General features: G+C 67.7%; 19 protein-coding genes. 9 read left to right on the forward strand and 10 right to left on the reverse strand.

The features are described from left to right. Positions 1-7: 7 nt before the first annotated feature. The 3 genes from gnd to dnaA all read right to left on the reverse strand — a co-directional run bounded on the left by gnd (position 8) and on the right by dnaA (position 5,089). Positions 8-883, reverse strand: coding sequence for a phosphogluconate dehydrogenase (NAD(+)-dependent, decarboxylating) (gene gnd / locus ACWDEX_RS06015; protein WP_450461985.1), 876 nt, complete (start codon positions 881-883; stop codon positions 8-10). Positions 884-1,055: 172 nt separating this feature from the next. Continuing rightward, positions 1,056-2,186 carry a DNA polymerase III subunit beta gene (dnaN, locus tag ACWDEX_RS06020; RefSeq protein ID WP_450461986.1) on the reverse strand — a complete coding sequence of 377 codons (1,131 nt, stop codon included), beginning with the start codon at positions 2,184-2,186 and terminating at the stop codon, positions 1,056-1,058. Positions 2,187-3,241: 1,055 nt separating this feature from the next. After that, positions 3,242-5,089 (reverse strand): chromosomal replication initiator protein DnaA, encoded by a 1,848-nt coding sequence (gene dnaA / locus ACWDEX_RS06025; RefSeq protein WP_450461987.1) that lies wholly within the window; start codon positions 5,087-5,089, stop codon positions 3,242-3,244. A 424-nt stretch (positions 5,090-5,513) separates the two neighbouring features. Here dnaA and rpmH point away from each other — a divergent pair, with 424 nt between their 5' ends. The 9 genes from rpmH (at position 5,514) to ACWDEX_RS06070 (ending at position 12,533) form a co-directional block, all read left to right on the forward strand. Beyond that, positions 5,514-5,651 carry a 50S ribosomal protein L34 gene (gene rpmH, locus ACWDEX_RS06030; protein WP_003956500.1) on the forward strand — a complete coding sequence of 46 codons (138 nt, stop codon included), beginning with the start codon at positions 5,514-5,516 and terminating at the stop codon, positions 5,649-5,651. An 18-nt stretch (positions 5,652-5,669) separates the two neighbouring features. Beyond that, positions 5,670-6,044 (forward strand): ribonuclease P protein component, encoded by a 375-nt coding sequence (gene rnpA / locus ACWDEX_RS06035; protein WP_450461988.1) that lies wholly within the window; start codon positions 5,670-5,672, stop codon positions 6,042-6,044. Next, positions 6,041-6,394, forward strand: coding sequence for a membrane protein insertion efficiency factor YidD (gene yidD / locus ACWDEX_RS06040; RefSeq protein WP_450461989.1), 354 nt, complete (start codon positions 6,041-6,043; stop codon positions 6,392-6,394). Before rnpA ends, yidD begins: the two co-directional genes overlap by 4 nt. A 3-nt stretch (positions 6,395-6,397) precedes the next feature. Continuing rightward, a complete protein-coding gene (gene yidC, locus ACWDEX_RS06045; protein ID WP_450461990.1) occupies positions 6,398-7,669 on the forward strand; it encodes a membrane protein insertase YidC in 1,272 nt (423 codons plus the stop codon). A gap of 15 nt (positions 7,670-7,684) precedes the next feature. Further along, the gene (locus ACWDEX_RS06050) at positions 7,685-8,197 is read left to right on the forward strand and encodes a Jag family protein (RefSeq protein WP_450461991.1); all 513 of its coding nucleotides are present in this window, start codon (positions 7,685-7,687) and stop codon (positions 8,195-8,197) included. A gap of 158 nt (positions 8,198-8,355) precedes the next feature. After that, positions 8,356-9,072 carry a 16S rRNA (guanine(527)-N(7))-methyltransferase RsmG gene (gene rsmG, locus ACWDEX_RS06055; RefSeq protein WP_450461992.1) on the forward strand — a complete coding sequence of 239 codons (717 nt, stop codon included), beginning with the start codon at positions 8,356-8,358 and terminating at the stop codon, positions 9,070-9,072. A 355-nt stretch (positions 9,073-9,427) separates the two neighbouring features. Continuing rightward, positions 9,428-10,498: a ParA family protein gene (locus tag ACWDEX_RS06060; protein ID WP_450462148.1), complete on the forward strand. Its 1,071-nt coding sequence runs from the start codon at positions 9,428-9,430 to the stop codon at positions 10,496-10,498. Further along, positions 10,495-11,598, forward strand: a complete 1,104-nt coding sequence (locus ACWDEX_RS06065) for a ParB/RepB/Spo0J family partition protein (RefSeq protein WP_450461994.1) — start codon at positions 10,495-10,497, stop codon at positions 11,596-11,598. Before ACWDEX_RS06060 ends, ACWDEX_RS06065 begins: the two co-directional genes overlap by 4 nt. 317 nt (positions 11,599-11,915) lie before the next feature. After that, positions 11,916-12,533: a GNAT family N-acetyltransferase gene (locus ACWDEX_RS06070; RefSeq protein WP_450461996.1), complete on the forward strand. Its 618-nt coding sequence runs from the start codon at positions 11,916-11,918 to the stop codon at positions 12,531-12,533. 105 nt (positions 12,534-12,638) lie between these two features. On the opposite strand, the gene trxA is transcribed toward ACWDEX_RS06070, so the two are convergent. From trxA to ACWDEX_RS06105, 7 genes are all read right to left on the reverse strand, one after another. Next, positions 12,639-12,971: a thioredoxin gene (trxA, locus tag ACWDEX_RS06075; protein ID WP_450461997.1), complete on the reverse strand. Its 333-nt coding sequence runs from the start codon at positions 12,969-12,971 to the stop codon at positions 12,639-12,641. Positions 12,972-13,012: 41 nt separating this feature from the next. Continuing rightward, the gene (trxB, locus tag ACWDEX_RS06080) at positions 13,013-13,984 is read right to left on the reverse strand and encodes a thioredoxin-disulfide reductase (protein WP_450461998.1); all 972 of its coding nucleotides are present in this window, start codon (positions 13,982-13,984) and stop codon (positions 13,013-13,015) included. Positions 13,985-14,167: 183 nt separating this feature from the next. Continuing rightward, on the reverse strand, positions 14,168-15,121 hold the full coding sequence (locus ACWDEX_RS06085; RefSeq protein WP_450461999.1) for a hypothetical protein: 954 nt from the start codon (positions 15,119-15,121) through the stop codon (positions 14,168-14,170). Then, on the reverse strand, positions 15,118-15,831 hold the full coding sequence (gene sigM / locus ACWDEX_RS06090; RefSeq protein ID WP_450462000.1) for an RNA polymerase sigma factor SigM: 714 nt from the start codon (positions 15,829-15,831) through the stop codon (positions 15,118-15,120). Before sigM ends, ACWDEX_RS06085 begins: the two co-directional genes overlap by 4 nt. A gap of 25 nt (positions 15,832-15,856) precedes the next feature. Continuing rightward, positions 15,857-17,575: a protein kinase family protein gene (locus ACWDEX_RS06095; RefSeq protein WP_450462001.1), complete on the reverse strand. Its 1,719-nt coding sequence runs from the start codon at positions 17,573-17,575 to the stop codon at positions 15,857-15,859. 116 nt (positions 17,576-17,691) lie between these two features. Next, complete coding sequence (gene murJ / locus ACWDEX_RS06100; RefSeq protein WP_450462003.1) at positions 17,692-19,995, reverse strand: murein biosynthesis integral membrane protein MurJ; 2,304 nt, start codon at positions 19,993-19,995, stop codon at positions 17,692-17,694. Positions 19,996-20,039: 44 nt separating this feature from the next. After that, positions 20,040-22,472 (reverse strand): DUF6049 family protein, encoded by a 2,433-nt coding sequence (locus ACWDEX_RS06105; protein WP_450462004.1) that lies wholly within the window; start codon positions 22,470-22,472, stop codon positions 20,040-20,042. Between the last annotated feature and the right edge of the window lie 107 nt (positions 22,473-22,579).

Consider the following 22,579-nt stretch of genomic DNA (forward strand, 5'->3'; position numbering starts at 1 on the left):
CTGTGGATTACTTCTTCTCGACCGCGTGGCCGCCGAACTGGTTGCGCAGGGCGGCGATCATCTTCATCTGCGGGGAGTCGTCCTGCCGGGAGGCGAACCGGGCGAACAGCGACGCCGTGATGGCCGGCAGCGGCACGGCGTGGTCGATGGCCGCCTCGACGGTCCAGCGGCCCTCGCCGGAGTCCTGCGCGTAGCCGCGCAGCCCGTGCAGGTGCTCGTCCTCGTCGAGCGCGTTGACCGCCAGGTCCAGCAGCCAGGAACGGATGACCGTGCCCTCCTGCCAGGAGCGGAAGACCTCGCGGACGTTCTCCACCGAGTCGACCTTCTCCAGCAGCTCCCAGCCCTCGGCGTAGGCCTGCATCATCGCGTACTCGATGCCGTTGTGGACCATCTTCGCGAAGTGACCCGCGCCCACCTTGCCCGCGTGCACCGCGCCGAACTCGCCCTCGGGCTTGAGGGCGTCAAAGATCGGCTGGACCCTGGCGACGTGCTCGGCGTCGCCGCCGTACATCAACGCGTAACCGTTCTCCAGGCCCCAGACGCCACCGGAGACACCGCAGTCGACGAAACCGATGCCCTTGGCCGCCAGCTCCTCGGCATGCTTCTCGTCGTCCGTCCAGCGCGAGTTTCCGCCGTCCACGACGATGTCACCGGGCTCCAGCAGCTCGGCCAGCTCGTCGATCGTGGACTGCGTGGCGGCACCGGCCGGGACCATCAGCCACACCACGCGAGGGCCTTCGAGCTTGCCCACAAGCTCTCCCAGGCTGTGGACATCGGCGAGGTCCGGGTTGCGGTCGTATCCGATGACGGTGTGGCCCGCGCGGCGGATCCGCTCGCGCATGTTGCCGCCCATCTTGCCGAGGCCGACGAGACCGAGCTCCATCAAGTGTTCCTTAGGTTGCGATGTGGCATGAGGGCACTTTCGTACCTGTGTCCGAGCGTAAACCCGGTCGGTCATGCACATCTGAGGGCACACACGCTCGTCCGTACGCCCCGGCCCGCGGCTTCGTTCCCGGGCTCGGTCTGGCCGGACCCGGGAACGCCGTGGCCGGTCGTCAGCCGCTCAGCCGCACCGGCATGATCAGGTACTTGTAGGTCTCGTCCGCCTCTGCGTCCAGAGCAGGCTTGCCACCCAGCAGCGCGGGCTTCGTGGACGTCGTGAAGGACAGCTGTGCCACCGGCGAGTCGATCGCGCTCAGGCCGTCCAGCAGGAAGGTGGGGTTGAAGGCGATCGAGATGTCATCGCCCTCCAGTTGGGCGTCGACCCTTTCCACAGCCTGTGCGTCATCGCTGGAGCCCGCCTCCAGGATCAGCACGCCCTGCTCGAAGCTGAGCCTCACCGGGGTGTTGCGCTCGGCCACCAGCGCGACGCGCTTGACGGCCTCCACGAACGGGGCGGTCTCGATGGTGGCGACCGAGTTGAACTCCGTCGGGAACAGCGTGCGGTACTTCGGGAGGTCGCCCTCCAGAAGGCGGGTCGTCGTACGCCGACCGGCGCCCTCGAAGCCGATCAGGCCCTCACCCGCGCCCGAGCCGGACAGCGCCAGGGTCACGGTGTCACCGCTGGTCAGCGCCTTGGCGGTGTCCAAAAGCGTCTTCGCGGGCACCAGGGCGACCGCGGACGCGTCCGGGTTCTCCGGCTTCCACAGGAACTCGCGGACCGCGAAGCGGTAGCGGTCGGTGGACGCCAGGGTCACCGTGTCGCCCTCGATCTCGATGCGCACACCGGTGAGGACGGGCAGCGTGTCGTCACGGCCGGCAGCGATGGCGACCTGGGCGGCGGCCGCGGCGAACACCTCGCCGGGGACCGTACCCGTCGCGTTCGGCATCTGCGGCAGCGCCGGGTACTCCTCCACAGGGAGGGTGTGGAGGGTGAACCGCGAGGAGCCGCAGACCACCGTCGCCCGTACACCGTCTGTGGAGATTTCCACCGGCCGGTTGGGGAGGGCACGGGAGATGTCGGCGAGGAGACGGCCGGACACGAGAACCGTGCCCTCCTCCTCGACCTCCGCGTCCACGGACACGCGCGCCGAGACCTCGTAGTCGAAGCTGGACAGGCTCAGCTGGCCGTCCTCGGCCTTCAGCAGCAGGCCGGCGAGGACAGGCGCCGGCGGACGGGCCGGAAGGCTGCGCGCCGCCCAGGCCACTGCCTCCGCGAGTACGTCGCGTTCCACCCGGATCTTCACCGTAAGCCGCCTCCTGCTGTTGCCGGCGCTCTCGCCCTGCCTGGCCTTCGTCGTCTGACTCGGTGTCGCGGCTCCCTGTGAGGGGGAGGACACCAGGAACCAGTCTGACGCACCGCACCGACAGTAGGTGCCTCTCGGGGTCAAGTCGTGACGAGGGGCAGCCGGGAACCGGAGAGCGAGTTGTGCACAGGCCCCACTTCGAGGTGGATCCCCTGCTCTCTCTGAGTGGGAGTAGTAGTAGGGCCTGTGGATACCGTGGATAACCACGTTTTCCCAGCTCAGGGGCGAGATTTTGTCCACTGGGCCTGTGGGTGGGAGCGGTGGACAACCGGGGGTATCTGTGGAGAACGGAAAGTTCTGCACACCCCATGCACAGCCTCGGGGCACTTCTCCCCAGCACTGTCCCCAGTTTTACCCGCCTTTCCCACAGCCCAGTCCGGCACCTCAGTGTGACGCCTTTCACTCGTCCCGGTGAGAGGAGCTGTCGCGTTGTCGAACAGTGGACAAGTATGTGGAGAAGCCGGAGATCACTGGGGACAACCGGCCCCGGCCTGTGGGTCGTCAGTGGACAACGTGCCGCACAGCCTGTGGCTCTTCACTTTGTCCACAGGCTGTGGAGACCGTTAATCCACCAATCCACAAGTGGCTGAGCTGGGCTGATCGTCGTTCAACAGGACAGCCTGTGGATGCGATCTGGACAACTCCGCAGTCCCCAGGATGTGGACGGAAGAAAGTCAGCAGATCTGTGGAGGATGACCGTAACGCGGCAAGTATTCGAACACCGGGGAGCGCCGGGGCGGCCTGGCGAGGTGTGCGGGGACGCGCGGGCATGGGCCGCCCGAGGACTCCCGGCGCGTGTGGGGAAGCCGTGGCCTGCCCCGACTTCAGCCGGCAGCGCCTCCGCCGGACGCCCACCGGCCCCGGCGGCCGGCGCCCAGTGTCGTACGGGCACGCGGCCCGTGACTGTGGGAGCGCATTTCGCGGGCCGGAGCGGCGAAAGCGCCCCCGGGAAGTCGTCCCGGGGGCGCTCGTGGTGGTCTACAACCGGTTCGCCGTCAGCCGTTCTTGATGCGGTTCGTCAGCTCGGTGACCTGGTTGTAGATGGAGCGCCGCTCGGCCATCAGCGCGCGGATCTTGCGGTCGGCGTGCATCACCGTCGTGTGGTCGCGGCCGCCGAACTGGGCGCCGATCTTCGGCAGCGACAGGTCGGTCAGCTCACGGCACAAGTACATCGCGATCTGGCGTGCGGTCACCAGGGCGCGGCCACGCGAGGTGCCGCACAGATCCTCCACCGTCAGCCCGAAGTAGTCGGCTGTGGCGGCCATGATGGCGGGCGCGGTGATCTCGGGCGCCGTGTCCTCGCCGCCGGGGATCAGGTCCTTGAGGACGATCTCCGTCAGTCCGAGGTCCACCGGCTGGCGGTTGAGCGACGCGAACGCCGTCACCCGGATCAGCGCGCCCTCCAGCTCGCGGATGTTGCGCGAGATGCGGGAGGCGATGAACTCCAGCACCTCCGGCGGCGCGTTGAGCTGCTCCTGCACCGCCTTCTTGCGCAGGATCGCGATGCGCGTCTCCAGCTCGGGCGGCTGGACGTCGGTGATCAGACCCCACTCGAAGCGGTTGCGCAGCCGGTCCTCCAGGGTGACCAGCTGCTTCGGTGGCCGGTCCGAGGACAGCACGATCTGCTTGTTGGCGTTGTGGAGGGTGTTGAAGGTGTGGAAGAACTCCTCCTGGGTCGATTCCTTCTGCGCCAGGAACTGGATGTCGTCGACCAGCAGGATGTCCATGTCGCGGTAGCGCTTGCGGAACGCGTCCGCCTTGCCGTCGCGGATGGAGTTGATGAACTCGTTGGTGAACTCCTCGGAGCTCACGTACCGCACGCGTGTGCCGGGGTAGAGGCTGCGCGCGTAGTGCCCGATCGCGTGCAGCAGGTGCGTCTTGCCGAGCCCCGACTCCCCGTAGATGAAGAGGGGGTTGTACGCCTTCGCCGGCGCCTCGGCGACGGCGACCGCGGCCGCGTGCGCGAATCGGTTCGAGGCGCCGATGACGAAGGTGTCGAAGAGGTACTTCGGATTCAGGCGCGCGGTGGGCTCACCCGGACCGGTCGCCGGCGCGGGCTTCGCGGCCAGCGGGCCGGGCGAGTGGGGGGCCGGTCCGGGGCCGGCTGGACCGGCCCGGTGCACCTGGCCGTCGTTGGAGGGAGGCTCCGGGAGTTCGCGCCGGTCGGAACGGTGCTGGTCGAAGTCGGGGCGTGCGCTCTCGTACTCTGGGCGCTGCTGCTCGTACGGGGGCCGCTCCAGCGACTGCGCACGGTAGTCCGGCGCGGGCGTGGCGTACGGGTCGCGCTCGGGGAAACCGAGCCGCTGCTGCTGCCAGCCGTAGTCGTCCTGGGACGGGCGCGGCCAGGCGCCGGGCTCAGGGCGCTGGTATTCGCCCGGGTAGGCGGGGCGGACACCAGGGAGCTGGTCGCCGGAGCCGGTGGGCAACTGGTCGGGGCGCGTCGTGCGGTGGTCGTCGGCGCGGTGGCGACCGTATCCCTCGTAGCCGCCCTGGGAGTCATACGCGTCACGCCGCTGGGGCGAGGAGCGTTCGGGCTCCTCGTAGCGCGGCTGGGCCGGGGGCTCGCCGACGGAGTCGTCGACGGTGATCGCGATGCGGATAGGACGGCCGCACTCGCGGCTCAGGGTCTCGCTGACGACCGGCGCGAGCCGGCCTTCGAGGACGCCTTTCGCGAATTCGTTAGGAACGGCGAGCAGGGCGGTGTCGGCAACCAGCGCGAGCGGTTGGCAGCGCTTGATCCAATGCTCGTCCTTGGCCTCGACACCCGGCCCGCGCCCCTCACCGAGGAGCTGCTCGAGTACTCGTGGCCACACTGCGGCAAGATCGGCAGGTACGTCAGCCACAGGGCACGCTCTCTCACAGGTCCCACGAACGTGTGGTTGCGGGACGGGTCGGGGTGTACTTCGGGTGGGGCGAGGCGGGGCAGAACCGCCGGGGTGGGGGGAAGGGAACGAATCGGAGTTCAGCCACGGTAGTCAGGGCGACCGGCGCGGTTCAAGTCGTTGTCCCCAGCCTGTGGACAAGTGTCCCTCACCGGCCACTGGTTTGACCGGATGGCTCAGCCCCGCGTACCGTAACCAGGTCGAGTTGTCGATGGCTGCTGCCGCCTGCCTCCGATGGGCACAGATCACGCACCAGTGTCCCTACCAGGGCGCATTTCGGTGATCGGAAAGCGGTGCACTCGGGCGTAATGCGAGCTACTCGTGGGCGCACGGTGACAGCCAGACGACACCCCGCCAACCACCGAGTCATTACTGGAGCCCCCGAGTGAGCAAGCGCACCTTCCAGCCGAACAACCGTCGTCGCGCGAAGACCCACGGCTTCCGGCTGCGTATGCGCACCCGTGCCGGCCGCGCCATCCTGGCGTCCCGCCGCAGCAAGGGTCGCGCCCGTCTGTCCGCCTGATCTCGTACAGGTCATGACGTGCTGCCTACCGAGCATCGGCTGAGGCGGCGCGAGGACTTCGCGACCGCGGTACGCCGGGGACGCCGGGCTGGACGCCCGCTTCTCGTCGTCCACCTTCGTAGCGGTGTCACGGACCCGCACGCGCCTGGGGAGAGCGCTCCCCCGACGCGTGCGGGTTTCGTCGTGAGCAAGGCCGTGGGGGGAGCGGTCGTACGCAACAAGGTGAAGCGCAGGCTTCGCCATCTGATGCGTGACCGAGTGGCCTTGGTGCCCCCCGGTAGCCTGGTAGTCGTACGAGCGCTGCCCGGTGCGGGCGACGCCGACCATGCACAGCTGGCCCGAGACCTGGATGCCGCTCTCCAGCGGCTGACGGGAGGAGGGGGCGCGCGATGAAGTATCCGCTGCTGGCTCTGATCAAGCTCTATCAGTGGACGATCAGTCCACTGCTCGGACCGGTATGCAAGTACTACCCGTCGTGTTCCCATTACGGCTACACGGCCATCGACCGGCACGGTGCGATCAAGGGAACGGCGCTCACCGCCTGGCGGATCCTACGGTGCAATCCGTGGTCGCTCGGTGGCGTGGACCATGTCCCGCCGCGCAAGCGTCCGCGGTGGCACGAAATGTTGCGTGACGCCTGGCGTGCACGTAAGGGCGGGTCCTCCACCGCCGAACCGGCCACCGAGGGGAACGTTCCTTCGAGCCCGGCCGCCGAGACCTCGTCCCATGCCCAAGGAGCATGATTAGTGGACACGATTGCCAGCCTCTTCAGTTTCATCACCTGGCCCGTCTCCTGGGTCATCGTCCAGTTCCACAAGGTGTACGGGGCGATCTTCGGACCTGACACCGGGTGGGCCTGGGGCCTGTCCATCGTGTCCCTGGTGATCCTGATCCGGATCTGCCTGATTCCGCTTTTCGTGAAGCAGATCAAGGCGACCCGGGCCATGCAGACGCTCCAGCCCGAGATGAAGAAGATCCAGGAGCGCTACAAGAACGACAAGCAGCGTCAGTCCGAAGAGATGATGAAGCTGTACAAGGAGTCGGGCACCAACCCGCTCTCCTCGTGCCTTCCCATCCTGGCGCAGTCCCCGTTCTTCTTCGCCCTGTACCACGTGCTCAATGGCATCGCGTCGGGCAAGACCATCGGTGTCATCGACGACAAGCTGCTTGCCAGCGCCCAGAAGGCCCACATCGTCGGCGCCCCGCTGGCCGCCAAGTTCACGGACAGCGCTGACAAGGTCACCCAGCTCGGCGCCTCGCTGATGGACGTCCGGGTCATCACCGCGATCATGATCGTCCTGATGTCGGCGTCGCAGTTCTACACGCAGCGTCAGCTGATGACCAAGAACGTCGACACGACGGTGAAGACGCCGTTCATGCAGCAGCAGAAGATGCTGATGTACGTCTTCCCCATCATGTTCGCCGTGTTCGGCATCAACTTCCCGGTCGGTGTCCTCGTCTACTGGCTGACCACCAACGTGTGGACCATGGGTCAGCAGATGTACGTCATCCACAACAATCCGACACCGGGTTCCAAGGCGCAGGCGGCCTATCTGGAGCGTCTGCACAAGCACGTCACGCACCATGGCAAGATCCGCAAGCGTGGCGAGAAGGCCATCGTCAAGGCCATCGTCGCCAAGGGCCGTGACCGTAACGAGTTCGAGCGCAAGTTCATCAACGGTCTGAGCAAGGCGGGTCTCGCGGCCCAGGCAGACGGCACCGTGGTGAAGAGCGAAGCTGCGGCCGTTGCCACCGTCGAAGACGGTACGACGACCACGGGTGCCCCGAAGCGCCAGCAGCCCAAGCGGCAGACCAAGGCGCAGCGCCAGTCCGGCGGTCCCAAGCCCGCGGGTGGCACCGACTCCTCGTCGCTGAGCGACTCCGACGAGCCCCAGGACGCCAAGCCGGCCGGCCCCGCCAAGAAGGCGACGCCTCAGCCCGGTAGCGGCAGCCGCAGCAAGGCTCAGTCCGGCCAGCGCAAGGGTCCGCAGCGGCCCAAGTCCCCGTCCAAGAAGTAAGAAGGAGTCCATCCCGTGACGGAAGGCACCACCTCCGCCGCTGCCGAGGGCGCAGACACCCTGACTCGCCTGGAGCAGGAGGGCGAGATCGCGGCGGACTACCTGGAGGGTCTGCTCGACATCGCCGATCTCGATGGCGACATCGACATGGATGTCGAGGCCGACCGCGCGTCCGTGTCGATCATCAGTGACACGGGCAGCCGAGACCTGCAGAAGCTGGTCGGCCGGGACGGTGAGGTGCTGGAGGCGCTCCAGGAGCTCACGCGTCTTGCCGTGCACCGGGAGACCGGCGACCGTAGTCGGCTGATGCTGGACATCGCGGACTACCGCGCCAAGAAGCGCACCGAGCTCTCGGAGCTCGGTGCCAAGGCGGCGGCCGAGGCCAAGAGCACCGGTGAGCCCGTGAAGCTCAAGCCGATGACGCCCTTCGAGCGCAAGGTCGTGCACGATGCGGTCAAGGCTGCGGGCCTGCGCAGCGAGTCCGAGGGCGAAGAGCCGGAGCGCTTCGTCGTCGTGTTGCCCGCCTGATTCGGCCTGTACGTTTCTCCGGCCCCGTCTGTAGCGCAGACGGGGCCGAACTTTGTCAGCCTGGTAGTCCCTCACGGCTGTGGTCATGGCAGCCGGTAGCCCTGAATGGTCCTGGTTCTGCGCTCAGTGCGCTCATGCGGTACGGAAGGACGGTCCCCGTGACGGAAGCAGCAGAGCTTCCCCCTGCTCCTGAGCAGGCGCGCGAGGTGTTCGGCGATCGCTTCGCGGACGCGGTCCGCTACGCGGAGCTGCTTGCCGAGGCAGGTGTACAGCGCGGTCTGATCGGACCGCGGGAAGTGCCCCGCCTGTGGGAGCGGCACCTGCTGAACTGCGCGGTGCTCTCGGAGGCCGTGCCCGAGGGGGTGACCGTGTGCGATGTCGGTTCTGGTGCCGGGCTGCCCGGCATCCCGCTCGCGCTCGTCCGTGACGACCTGAAGATCACGCTGCTTGAGCCGCTGCTGCGACGGACCAACTTCCTCACCGAGGCCGTCGAGCTGCTGGGCCTTGACCATGTGACTGTTGTCCGCGGCCGTGCAGAGGAGGTCATGGGTAAAATCCCGCCGGTCCATGTCGTGACCGCACGTGCCGTGGCTCCGCTGGATCGTCTGGCCACCTGGGGCATCCCGTTGCTGCGTCCCTACGGGGAGATGCTGGCACTCAAGGGCGACACCGCGGAGGAGGAGCTGAAGAGCGCCGCCTCGGCTCTGAGCAAGCTCGGTGCCGTGGAAACGTCCATCCTGCATGTCGGCGAGGGGATCGTGGAACCTCTGTCGACCGTTGTGCGTGTGGAGGTCGGGGAGAGCCCAGGCGGTGTGCGCTTCGCGGCGAAGCGGGCGAAGGCGGCCCGGACGGGGCGGGCGCGTCGGCGTCGCTGAGGGTGCGCGTCCGGGGATGGAGCCAGGCGCCGACGTGAGGGTGCGGCGGTTGACTGATCCGTCCTGAGGGCTGGTCGTACTCCACACAAGCAGCCAAACCTGCTCAACCCGGAGTGTCGCGGCGGTCCGGCCAGAGCTGCTGTGCATCGTGTTTCACGTGAAACGTCGCTCACTGCTGCACGGCATCATCAGTCGCGGCCGGGCTGCGGCCGAACCCCGCGACCGTAGGCCTCTCGGATCCCTCGGAGAACCATCCCCCCGCGGGGTCTTGTCCCCCGCGGGGGGCACGGAGTTGTCCACAGAGGTGGATTTCTCCACAGAAGACCGGACCTCTCTGGTTCACGACCCCGCAGACATGGGAGGCTCTGTTCATTGCGAGCCTGAAGTCGAGGAGAGTGAATCCTTGCGGTCCGACGCCAACATCGCGGGACCGATGACCGATCCGGTCCCCGGTCCCCGTACCGAGTCGACAGGGGAGGATGTTTCACGTGAAACACCGCCCCCGATGGACGACACTCCCATCGGTCGCGCTGCCCAACTTGCGGTGGAGGCGCTGGGCCGGGCTGATGAGGGCCTGCCACGGCCTGGCCAGACCCGTGTCATCGTGGTGGCCAACCAGAAGGGCGGGGTGGGTAAGACTACGACGACGGTCAATCTTGCTGCCTCCCTTGCCCTGCACGGTGGTCGCGTCCTGGTGATCGATCTCGACCCTCAAGGCAATGCGTCCACTGCGCTGGGGATCGACCATCATGCGGACGTCCCTTCCATCTATGACGTGTTGGTCGAGAGCAAGCCTCTCGCAGAGGTCGTCCAGCCGGTCTCTGATGTCGAGGGTCTCTTCTGCGCACCCGCCACGATCGATCTTGCTGGTGCGGAGATCGAGCTGGTCTCCCTGGTAGCGCGGGAGAGCCGGCTGGAGCGGGCGATCCAGTCATATGAGCAGCCGCTGGACTACATCCTCATTGACTGCCCACCCTCACTCGGCCTGCTGACAGTCAATGCGCTGGTCGCCGGCCAGGAGGTTCTCATCCCGATCCAGTGCGAGTACTACGCGCTGGAGGGTCTGGGACAACTGCTGCGCAATGTCGACCTGGTCCGGGGGCACCTCAATCCCGCTCTGCATGTGTCGACCATTCTGCTCACCATGTACGACGGCCGGACGCGTCTGGCGTCCCAGGTGGCGGAAGAGGTGCGCAGCCACTTCGGCGACGAGGTGCTGAGGACGAGCATTCCGCGCTCGGTCCGCATCTCCGAGGCGCCGAGCTACGGACAGACGGTGCTGACCTACGATCCAGGGTCGAGTGGCGCTCTCTCCTACCTTGAGGCAGCACGTGAAATCGCGCTGAAGGGTGTCGGCGTCCGGTATGACGCACAGGCCCACATCGGCGCCCAGGCGGAACAGAGCATGGTGGAGGGGATCCAGTGAGTGAGCGACGGAGAGGGTTGGGTCGTGGGCTCAGCGCACTGATTCCTGCCGCCCCGACGGGGGAGAAAGCAGCAACCCCCGCTGGGCTGGGCGGTGGTGCGTCCGTCTCCCCGTCGACGGCACCCGTGCTGACGACGGACCGGGGAGTGGCGGCCGGGAAGTTGGCTACGCTCCCGCCTGTTTCACGTGAAACCGAGGAGTCATCGCCGAACGGCCCCGCGGGGTCTCCCACGCCGCCGCTCGGTGCCTACTTCGCCGAGTTGCCTCTCGACTCCATCACCCCGAACCCGCAGCAGCCTCGTGAGGTGTTCGACGAGGACGCGCTCGCCGAACTGGTCACCTCCATCAAGGAGGTCGGGCTTCTTCAGCCCATCGTGGTACGGCAAGTAGGTCCGTCGCGCTACGAACTCATCATGGGCGAACGGCGCTTGCGCGCCTGCCGAGAGGCCGAACTGGATGCCATCCCGGCGATCGTGCGGGCGACGGAGGACGAGAAGCTTCTTCTGGACGCCCTTCTGGAGAACCTGCATCGGGTCCAGCTGAACCCCATCGAAGAGGCGAACGCCTACGACCAGCTCCTCAAGGACTTCAACTGCACCCATGATCAGCTGGCGGACCGTATCGGCCGGTCGCGTCCGCAGGTCTCCAATACCCTGCGCCTGCTGAAGCTGTCGCTTGCGGTGCAGCGTCGGGTGGCCGCTGGCATCCTGTCTGCGGGCCACGCCCGGGCGCTGCTGTCCGTCGAGGACTCGGATGAGCAGGACAAGCTGGCGCATCGCATCGTGGCCGAGGGGCTGTCCGTGCGGGCCGTCGAGGAGATCGTCACCCTCATGGGGTCAGGACCGCAGAGTGGTCCTCGATCCAAGGGGCCGCGTGCCGGGGGTCGGGTCTCTCCCGCGCTCAGTGACCTGGCGACCCGTCTCTCGGATCGTTTCGAGACCCGGGTAAAGGTCGCCCTCGGCCAGAAGAAGGGAAAGATCACCGTCGAGTTCGCCTCGATGGAGGACCTGGAGAGGATCTTGGACACGCTCGCTCCGGGCGAGGGGCCGGTCGTCCAGAAGAGCCTTCTGGACGAGCCGTCCGAGGAATCGGAGGGCTGAGCCCGCGGGCTCGACGATCCCCGATCGACCGTCAGGGCGGGTCGTGTCCGGTGCGTTCCGGACACGACCCGTTCTTTGCTTTCAGGCGGTATCGGTGGAATCGCATCATGGATACGATGCGATCAGGTATGGCGCATCCACCTGGCGGACCTGTATCGGGAGGCGGGGGCCATGCGAACCATGAGCCGTAGTGGCCTGGTGACCGCGGGCCTGAGCCTGGGAGCGATTGGTGGGTTCGTCGGCAGTCTGCTCAGCGAGCGGAGCGCTCTGACAGCCGCCCGCGATGCTGTGGGCGAAGGAAGCGAGGAACTGCCTTCATGGGGCGTCGGCTCGTTCCGCTTACGCTGGACAACCTTCCGGACCTTCCCAAGCGCTGCCGCTCGTGTGTCTTCTGGGAGCTGGACCCAGTCAGTGGTGAGGCCGCGGTAAAGGCCGGCAGACCTGCCCTGGAGAAGGAGGCCTGGATCTCCGCCGTGCTGCTGGACTGGGGGTCCTGCGGCCGGGTGGTCTACGTGGACGACGTACCGGTGGGCTTTGTGCTGTATGCACCGCCCGCCTACGTCCCACGCTCCACGGCGTTCCCCACAAGTCCGGTGTCGCCGGACGCGGTCCAGTTGATGACTGCCTTCATCATGCCGGGCTACCAGGGGCAGGGGCTCGGCCGTGTGATGGTCCAGACCGTCGCCAAGGACCTGTTGCGCCGCGGCTTCAAGGCGATCGAGGCCTTCGGTGACGCGCGCTGGAAGGAGCCTGCGTGTCTGTTGCCCGCCGACCACCTTCTAGCGGTGGGGTTCAAGACCGTTCGCCCGCACTCCACGTTCCCGAGACTGCGGCTTGAGCTGCGCTCGACGCTCTCCTGGAAGGAGGACGTGGAGCTCGCGCTGGACCGTCTCTTCGGAGCAGTGCAGAAGGAACCGGCGCTGCGGCCGCTGTGACCGTTCCTCTGTCCACTCGCATCATGCGAATGGGCCAGCCCCTGAGGGCTGGCCCATTCGTGTTTCACGTGAAACATCGCCGCCTTGTTCGGGCAGCGTTGCCGATCACTTGGTGATGAAGTCCTCGAGGTCGCGGACGATCGCGGCCTTCGGCTTGGCACCGACGATGGTCTTGGCCACCTCGCCGCCCTGGTAGACGTTCAGGGTCGGGATCGACATGACGCCGTACTTGGCGGCCGTGGAGGGGTTCTCGTCAATGTTGAGCTTGACGACCTCGATCTTGTCGCCGTACTCCGCGGCGATGGCCTCGAGCGACGGGGCGATCTGGCGGCACGGACCGCACCAGGCGGCCCAGAAGTCCACCAGGACAGGCTTGTCGCTCTTGAGGACGTCCTGCTCGAAGGAGTCGTCGGTCACGTTCTTCAGGGTGCCGGCCACAGCGGGCTCCTTAACTCGGTGATGCGGTGGAGGAAGGGGGGTCAGACAGTGGTCTTCTCGGGTTCGGCCTGCTGCTCGCTGTCGGCGAGAGCGGCGAGGAAGCGCTCAGCGTCGAGAGCGGCGGAGCAGCCAGTGCCAGCCGCAGTGATCGCCTGGCGGTACGTGTGGTCGACCACGTCGCCGGCGCCGAAGACACCGGTGAGGTTGGTGCGAGTGGAAGGGGCGTCCACCTTGAGGTAGCCCTCCTCGTCGAGGTCGAGCTGGCCCTTGAAGAGCTCGGTGCGCGGGTCGTGACCGATGGCGATGAACAGGCCGGTCACCGGCAGCTCGGTGAGTTCTCCGGTCTTCAGGTTGCGCAGGGTCAGGCTCTCCAGCTTCGGATCGCCCTTGATCTCCGCGACCTCGCTGTCCCATACGAACTTGATCTTCTGGTCGGTGAAAGCACGGTCCTGCATCGCCTTCGAGGCACGCAGGGTGTCACGACGATGGACGATCGTCACGGACTTGGCGAAGCGGGAGAGGAAGGTGGCTTCCTCCATCGCGGTGTCGCCGCCGCCGATCACGGCGATGTCCTGGTCCTTGAAGAAGAAGCCGTCGCAGGTGGCGCACCAGGAGACGCCGCGACCGGAGAGGGCGTCCTCGTTCGGCAGGCCCAGCTTGCGGTGCTGAGAGCCAGTGGTGATGATGACGGCCTTCGCCTGGTGGACCGTGCCAGCGGTGTCCGTGACGGTCTTGATCTCACCGGCGAGGTCGACGGAGACGACGTCGTCCGGAACCAGCTCAGCACCGAAGCGCTCGGCCTGCGCACGCATGTTGTCCATGAGCTCGGGGCCCATGATGCCGTCCTGAAAGCCGGGGAAGTTCTCCACCTCGGTGGTGTTCATCAGCGCGCCACCGGCGGTGACAGCGCCCTCGAACACCAGCGGCTTCAGCGACGCGCGCGCGGTGTAGAGCGCCGCCGTGTATCCGGCGGGCCCGGAGCCGATGATGATCACGTTACGAACGTCGCTCACGGCTTGATTCCTCGTCTCTGGAGACTGCTGCTACTGCCGGTGGGAGCTTTCCCGGTGCTCTCACCCCACCCAACGGATCCTAAGCGGCCCGCATTCCCCGGTGTGTCGGGGCACACGGAGACAGCAACACCCCAGGCAGATGCCAAGCGGCACCTGGCCAGTATTCGTCCGGTGGGGGCTGCTTCAGGAGCGGGCGTACGACTGGGTCAGCAGTACCTTGCCAGGCGACGCCGAGGCCTGCTTCAAACATGCGGCATCGACGATGTAGGCCGTGACCTTCGAGGCGTCGGAGGCGTCGGGCATGACCAGGAGATAAACCGTCGTCCCTCGGTACACACCCTTGTCCGCGGCGATCACCGTCTCACTGCTGTGGATTCCCTGTTCTATGCAATCCGGCACTTGGACGCCGGTGTCCTGAGACGTCGTATTCCGCTGCCCGGTGGCCCCCGTCGTGCCGGAATCGGACTCGATGCCCCAGGGCTTGGCGCTGTTGGAATGGCCCTCGCTCGTCTTGCTCGAGGCAAGCAGCTCCGCCACCTGGCCCGGCAGAGTGCCCTCGGAGTAGGTGTGCGCGGCGTCGGTGTGCGCGGCGTCGGTGTGCTGCCGCGTCGCCGTCGGTGGTGCAGTGCCCGTGTCATCGCCCAGCGTCTGCACCAGTAGTGTGCCGAGCCCCAGGGCCGCGGCGGTGAAGACGGCTCCCAGGGCCACGGTCCTGCGACTGTTCCGTCGTGTGCGGTTCGTACGACCTGGCCCGGTGGCCGCACGGGCGTACCCTGAGGGGCGGCTGGACGGGGAAGAGGGCGATGTTTCACGTGAAACATGCGCGGCTGTGGGCTCGGGGAAGGTAACGCCCGAGGTATCGGGGTCGGGGGTGGGCGGGGTCACTTCCGGGAGAGTCTCTGAGGCGAGAGCGGCGTCGATACGCGCTGCCACGTCGTCGGGCATGCGCTCCGGGCCCGTAAGCGTGCCCAGAAGGCCCCGGATCTCCTCCAGGGAGCCGTACACGTCGGCACAGAGGACGCAGCCGTCCAGATGCTGTCGCACGTCTGCGGTGCGGGAAGGGGAAAGAAGACCTTCGCTGAGGTCGGAGAGCTCCTCGGCCTCCGGATGCCCGGCCGTGTCGGTCGTGGATGTCACGTTCGCCCACCTCCGCCCTTCACAGCAGCTGAATCGCTCGCCCCCGTGTCATGTGGTCCTGCCGCGGGTGGGACGGATGCCCTTGGCGTCCGGTTCCGCCTTCCACCCGACGTCTTGCCTTCCTCGCCGCCGCCCTCCGTACGCAGATGCGTGAGCAGCGGCAGCAGTCTGGCTCTGCCCCGGGCGCAGCGGCTCTTCACCGTTCCGGTCGGTACGCCGAGGATGCGGGCGGCTTCCGCTACCGGGTAGCCCTGCATGTCCACAAGGACGAGGGCGGCCCGCTGGTCGGCGGGGAGGGTGCCTAGGGCTTCCAGTAACTCGCGGTGCAGATCGTTGCGCTCGGCCGGTGCGGACGCCGACTCGTGCGGCTCCAGGAGTTGCTCCAGCCGTTCCGCGTCATCGACGGGCGAGGTCCTTCTGGACGCCGCTTTGCGGGCGCGGTCCAGACAGGCGTTCACCGTGATCCGGTGGAGCCACGTGGTGACGGCCGACTGACCACGAAAGGTGTGGGCGGCCCGGTAAGCCGAGACAAGGGCGTCCTGAACGGCGTCGGCGGCCTCCTCACGGTCCCCCAGCGTCCGCAGCGCCACCGCCCAGAGCCGGTCGCGATGCCGCCGTACGAGTTCACCGAAGGCGTCGGGGTCGCCTTCTACGTGGCGGGCGAGGAGGTCCCGATCACTTGCTTCGCCGTGCATGGTGTCATCGGCCATCGGACCCCCTCCCCTCGGCGTGTGCTCAGCCCGTGAACTTCACGTCGGTGACGGCTTGCTTGTAGCCCGCGCCACTGTAGCCATCGTCGTTCGCGTACGGCAGCGCGGTGAACCACATCAGCACATACCGGCTCTTCTTCGGCTTGGCGACCTTGACCTGCGCGGTGGTGCCGGTCGTCGTCACGGACCCCAGTTTCGTCATCGAGGACAGCGGCACCGACGAGCTCATCGAATCCGTCGCGTACAGCGTGACGGTCGTGTGGTCGTTGCCGAACAGGAGCCCTATGGAAGCGCTGGAGACCTCCTGTTCCGAGCCGAGGTCGTAGACGATGCCGACGCCGGGCTTGTAGACCGGGTTCAAGTCCGGCCCTTCCTTGTAGCTGGCGGTACGCCAGTACGTCGAGCTGTCGCCGTCGTACGTCTTGGCGACGTCACCGGGGTGCTGGGCGTCGCCCTTCGCGACGTACTCCTGCGCGCCGTGGATCTTGAGAGTGGTGGGCGGCTTCTTCTTGTCGCCTGGCTTGTCGTTGCCGTTTGTCGTCTGTGTCTGGTTCGTGTCGTCCGACTTCTTGCCCTGGTCCATGAGTGCTTCCGCCAGCTGCCAGCTGCCGAGGCCGAGCGCGGCGATGAGCAGCGCCGAGACGGCCCACTTGAGGGCCTTGCCGGTACGGCTCTGCAGCGGCGGCGGCGGGGTCGGCACCGGCTGTGTGACACCCGAGTGGGGCGCGGGACGGCCGTATGTGCCCTGCTGGTACGTCGTGCGCTGGTACTCGGGCGGCGCGGTGAACGTGGGCTCCGGCGGGCGGATGCGGGGCATCTCGCCGATAGCCTTCACCAGCTCCTCGGGCGTGGTGCACGGGGATTCATGGCGGGAGGCGGTGGCGCCGTCGTTGGCGAGCGCGCGCATGGCCAGCTCGGACAGACCACGGTGGACGCCGGCGCGCACCTGGTCGGGAGCGATCAGCCCCACGCCCTTGGGCAGCCCGGACATGCCGTAGGCGTCGCTCTCGTACGGCCAGCGCTGGGTGAGGGCGGCGTACAGGAGCGCGCCGATGGACTCCGTGTCCGTGCGCTGCGGGGTGTCGGAGCTGGTGCCGCGCAGCGCGGCGTTCACGGCAAGGCCGCGGATGCGCCACTGACCCGAGGAGGTGCGCAAGACGGTGCCGGGATTCAGACGCAGATGGGAGAGGCCCTCACGGTGGGCGGCGGCCATCGCCTGAGAGACCTGGGTGACCATCTGGTAGGCGTCGTGGGCCTCCAGCGGTCCGGAAGCGAGCAGCGTGGTCAACTCGGCGGCGTCGGGCAGCCACTCGTGGACGACATAGACAAGGTCGTCCTCCTCGACTGCGTCAAGAACCTGCACGAAGCGGGGATCACCGAGCAGCGCGGACGAACGGGCCGCGGCCAGCACCGAACGGGCCCGCGCGTGGTTCGCCGGCAGGAGGTGCACCCCGACAGCGCGGCGGAGTTTCTCGTCCACCGCACGCCAGCTGCTGAATCCGTCCAGACGGGTGACGCACTCTTCGAGGCGGTAGCGTCTGGCGAGCTTGTGGCCGCTGTGCAGCTCGGGCGATGAGGCCTTCTCGGGCCGCTCGGGCCCGCCGCTCCCCGTCTCGTCGCTGTCCGTTTCCCGCTCCCGGTTCTGGGCCACCCCGTCGGACGTGGACTGGTCCGCCTGGGCGGTCAGCGGCTCGTTGCCGCTGTTGTCTGCCACGTCGACGGCAGCCCTACTCCGTTCCGCCACCGTCGTTCCTGCCTCCCCATCCATTGCGTGCTCCGACGCAGAAACCAATTGTGCCCACAGTCCGCCGCTATGCACGACACGCGGCGGCGGACGATGGTTGTGCGCCTACCCCCGCCTCAGCGCCCCAGTCGCCCGCGGACCATGCCGACCATTGAGTTGAGCTCCTCGATGCGCATCTTCCGTGCGGCGACGTAGAAGACACCGAGGAGGATGGCGCCACCGCCGAGCAGGGCGGCGAACGAGCCGCCGACGCCCTGGCCCAGCGTGTGACCGATTCCGTAGCAGGCCGCCCCGCTCAGCAGAGCTGCCGGTACCGACGCGATCCCGAGCCGCGCGTATGTGCGCAGCACGCGGGTGCCGTCCAGGTCGCCTCCCAGCCGCTTGCGGAGCCGGGCCCAGGCGACACCGACGCCGGTCGCGTACGCGACGCCGTACGCGCCTGCCATGCCGATCACGGCCCAGCGGGCCGGGAGCATGAAGTAGCAGAGGGCCGAGACACCCGCGTTCACGGCGGCCACGATCACCGTGTTGTAGAAGGGAGTGCGGGTGTCCTCGTAGGCATAGAAGGCGCGAAGCACGACGTACTGCACGGAGTACGGGATGAGGCCGAGGCCGAATGCCATCAGCATGTAGCCCATGTTGGTGGCCTCGCTGGTGCCGGAGGACCCGAAGATCAGGGTGCACATCGGGATACCGAGCGAGACGAATCCGAAGGCGACCGGCACGATCGCGACCGCGGTCGTGCGCAGCCCCTGGGAGATGTCGTCGCGGACGGCACCGCCGTCGTCCTCGGCGGCCGAGCGCGAGATGCGCGGCAGCAGGGCCGCCATGAGGGAGACGGTGATGATCGCCTGCGGGAGACCCCAGATCAGCTGAGCATTGGCATAGGCGGAGAAACCGGTGCCGTCGACCGGGGAGTGCTTGCCCGCCGCGGTGGAGAGCTGCGTGACGACAATCGCGCCGGCCTGGTTGGCGAGGACGAAGAGGATGGTCCACTTGGCGAGCGTCACGGCCTTGCCGAGACCGTGGCCCTTGAAGTCGAAGCGCAGTCGAAGACGGAACCCGGTTTCCCGCAGGTACGGGATCATCGCGAGAGCCTGGACGACGAGGCCCAGCAGGATGCCGATGCCGAGCAGTCGCTGGCCTTCGGGCGGGATACTCGACACCTTCATCCCGGAGTCGGCCGCAGTGCCGTAGACCCAGATGAACATGCCCAGCGTCACGATGATGACGATGTTGTTCAGGACCGGGGTCCACATCATCGCGCCGAACTTCCCGCGGGCGTTGAGGACCTGCCCCATGACCACATGGATGCCCATGAAGAAGATCGAGGGCACGAAGTAGTGGACGAAGGTGATGCCGACCTGGTCGGCCGCCGGGTCGGCCGCCACTGACGGGGACAGCAGGTGGACCAGGAGCGGCGCTGCGACGATCGCGAGGACGGTGAGCGCGCCCAGTGCCAGCATGACCAGGGTCAGCAGCCGGTTGGCGTACGCCTCGCCGCCGTCCTCGTCCTCCTTCATGGCCCGCACGAGTTGTGGCACGAAGACGGAGTTGAGGCCGCCACCGACGGTGAGGATGTAGATCATCGTCGGCAGCTGGTAGGCGACCTGGAAGGTGTCACCGAGCAGACCGACGCCCAGCGCGGAGACGATCAGCGCGGAGCGGATGAAGCCAGTGAGGCGTGAGACCATCGTGCCCGCCGCCATCACGGCACTGGACTTCAGCAGGCCTGAAGCACGCCCACCCTGCTTCGCCGCAGGCGCGGGAGCGGCGGCCGCTACGGCGTCGGCCGCCGACGGAGGTGCGGGAGCGGACGCCCCGGCCGGCGGAGGCGCGGGTGCGTAGGCCGGGTCGGCGTACGGCCCCGAACCCTGACCCGCAGCCGGTACGGGAGCCGGGCCAGGGACGGACGGCGACTGCATGTAGGGCTGCCCGCCGCCCTGCTGCTGGTCCCGGAAGAGATGGGCGAAGGCGTCCGGCTCGTGGTTCCCCTCACCGGCCTGGGTGATCAGGTCGTCGACGCCCACGAACTGCGTCGTACGGGGATCGTCCCCGTACGGCAGGCGCTGTGTGGGACCGGCTGGCTCGGGCGCCGGTGGCTGGGCCCATACCCGTGGGTCGGGGGCGTACTGGGGCGTCGGCGGCTGCCCGTACAGCGGCTGCTGCGGCTGGTACCCGTCCGGGGCCGGTGGCGGGTGCGCGGCACGGTCGTAGCGCGCTTCGGTCACCGGATTCACCGGATCCTGCGCGGACAGATCCTGCGCCCGGTAAGCGTCCTGGTCGTAGGCTCCCTGGACAAACGCGTCCGCCGGGGGCTGCCACGGCGCTTGACCGGGCCCGTGCGGCGGCGGGCCCTCGGGGTAGCCCGAGCTGCCCGCGGCGTCCTGCCCGCGGTCACCGTCGTACGGCGCGTTCATGGTTACCCCACCTCATCGTCCCTGGCCACCGGCCACGACATCGCTCAACGGTCCACTTTCTCACCCGTGCCGGACGGGTCGGGGCTCTCCGGTGTGGTGTCCGGTGCCGGGTCACTCGGGTGGTCCGGGTCTTCTTCCCCGGCCTGCGCGGCCTTCCCGGGGGCGGTCGCGGAATCTGCGCTGTCCTCAGCGTCTACGGCAGCGTCCGCGGCCTCGTCCTGCCCCTCGTCCTCCGGGGTGGAGTCGGGGGTGGAGTCCGGGTCCTGCGGGTCCTCCTCGGCCTGCCGAGCGGCCACACGCTTGCGCTGGGTGTACATGCGGAACCCGGCGAGCACCAGCAGCAGGACACCACCCGCGATGACGAGCATCACCGTCGGCGTGATCTCGGTGACGTTCACGTCGAAGGTGACGGCGGGGCCGTAGGCCTGGCCGTCTTCCGTGAAGAGCTGGGCCTCCACAGCGGCCCGGCCGTTGGCGTTGGCCGTTGTGGTGAACTTCACCGACTGGCTGTGCCCACCCGCGATGGTGATCGGCTGCTCCTTGTACGGCGCATCCCCGATCTTCAGCCGGGTCGGCTGCTTCGAGGTGAGGCGCAGCACCAGGTGGCTGACCCCCTGCATGAGGTTGTTCTGCACCGTCACGGGAATCGTGGCACTGCGGCCCGAGAGCTTCGTCTCGGACTTCTCGATCAGCCGGACCCGGTCGGCCAGCACATCGAGGTACGACTCCACACCTTGGCGGAAGGTGGACGCCTCAGTGACTCGCCCACGCCAGGAGGTGGACATGGAGCGGTTTATGGCCCGCCCGAAGGGGGTGACGACCCGGGCGGGGTCGGTGAGGATCACCTTGAGGTTGTCGAGCTTTTCCTGCGTGTCCTCGATCTGCTGGAACGCCGATTGCGGCAGTTGCACCTTGCGCAGCGAGGAGGGGTAGGCGGACGCGCTGGGCACCTTCGTCGTGGCATTCGGGTCCGGCTTGGCCTTGACGGCCGCGGACAGCTCCTCCGACCGTGACCAGCTGCTGTTCTGGAGCGCGGTGAGCGCGTGCGCCATCGACTGGGCTTGCCCGGCGGACGGCATCCGCTGCGGCGCGACCACGATGCTGCGCTGCTTCTGCGGTTCCTCCAGGTTGATCATCAGGCTCTGGGCCAGGAACTTCTGTACGGCGAGCGTGGACTTGCCGGCCGAGGTCATGTCGCCCTCGAACGCGGTCGAGAGTCCGTAATCCGCGACCACCGCCGTGGTACCGGCGCCAATGGGGCGCGCCGCGGTGGGCGTGTAGAACAGGCCGCCCGTCTCCTTGAGACTGTCGCTGCGGGCGATCACCTTGTCGGCGCCCGCGGAAGTGGCGACCTTGATGATCGAAGGATCGATCGCACCGTCCACAGGCCAGGCGAAGTCTGTGGCGGGCTTCACATGGAGAATGATTTCCACGGTGCTCGCGGCGACCTCGGTGGCGTCCTTGAGATGACTCAGGGAGCCGGTGACTTTCCTGCCGTTGTGAGCGAGCGAGGCCAGGTCGGGGTCGGCGAAGGGGAGGGCGACGACCTCCTTGTTCCGCACGGTCTTCTCAAGATCGGAGAGCCATCGCTTGGCGACTGCCTGGTTCTTGCCCGCCGTGACGGAGTCGCCGTCCCCCTTGATGCTGTAACTGCGCGTCATCGCGTCCACGGAGGCGAGCAAGTCCGGGTCGATCACCCAAGTGACATCGAGGTCCTTGCCCAACGACAGGAGCTGGGAGAGGCGGCCGCCGGGAGCGATCTCCTTGGCCAGGTCGTCGTTCTGGAAGACAGGCGTCTGCTCGTGGTTGGGAAGGGTTTCCGAAGCCAGGTGGACCGAGGAGATCAGCGGCCAAAGGTATGCCGTCTTGGTCTTGGTGGTGGCGCCGTCGGATTGCCAGGGCAGGAACGTCCGCTGGATGCCGAGTACCTGCTCGTAGCGCTGCGCGGCGGTCTGGCCGGAGAGTGAGACGCCGAGCTCGTAGACCCCGTCGGAGCCCAGGTCCAGCTCCTTGACGGGCACGGAGATGCTGAAGTCCTGAGCGACGCCCGGGGCGAGCCGGGCGAAGTCATCGACGTACTTGCCGCCGATCTCGGAGCCGTCGACACCCGGTAGGTATCCGGTGCGCCGGGCGGCGTCGTCGATGGACCCGCGACTGGTCAGGTGCGGACCCACCCGCAGGCCCACATGAGCGTCCGTGATCACCTGCTTGCTGTTGTTGGTGACCGTCCCCGAGACGGTGAGCGTGTCGCCGTCGCCCGGCATGCTGGGGCTGAGCGAGTCGACGGAGACGGCGACCGTGCGGGAACCACCGGCCTCCACCGCGGCGCCCTTCTCGGCGGCGTGGGCTGCCGGGCCGGCGGGCAACTGCAGCAGACCGACCAGCAGGGGCGCGCCCGCGAGCAGTGCTCCGGTGCGCCGCAGCCACCGGCGGGCAGGTGAGGGACTCATCCCCTGGAAGTCTGCCGCCTCGGCCACGCGCTCGCCCGTCCCTCGTCGTCAGTGGTCGTCGGAATGTGCGTCCCCGCATCGTAACGATGCGCGCGAAGGGGAAGTGCCGCGGTCCGCACCACAAGATCGAAACC

The sequence above is a fragment of the Streptomyces sp. NPDC001020 genome (assembly GCF_053599115.1).

Coding starts and splice junctions, on each gene's coding strand:
- sigM (WP_450462000.1), bottom strand. CDS start 15,831: ATGGCCGATGACACCATGCACGGCGAAGCAAGTGATCGGGACCTCCTC.
- murJ (WP_450462003.1), bottom strand. CDS start 19,995: ATGAACGCGCCGTACGACGGTGACCGCGGGCAGGACGCCGCGGGCAGC.
- yidD (WP_450461989.1), top strand. CDS start 6,041: ATGAAGTATCCGCTGCTGGCTCTGATCAAGCTCTATCAGTGGACGATC.
- ACWDEX_RS06060 (WP_450462148.1), top strand. CDS start 9,428: ATGGGAGGCTCTGTTCATTGCGAGCCTGAAGTCGAGGAGAGTGAATCC.
- gnd (WP_450461985.1), bottom strand. CDS start 883: ATGGAGCTCGGTCTCGTCGGCCTCGGCAAGATGGGCGGCAACATGCGC.
- ACWDEX_RS06070 (WP_450461996.1), top strand. CDS start 11,916: ATGGGGCGTCGGCTCGTTCCGCTTACGCTGGACAACCTTCCGGACCTT.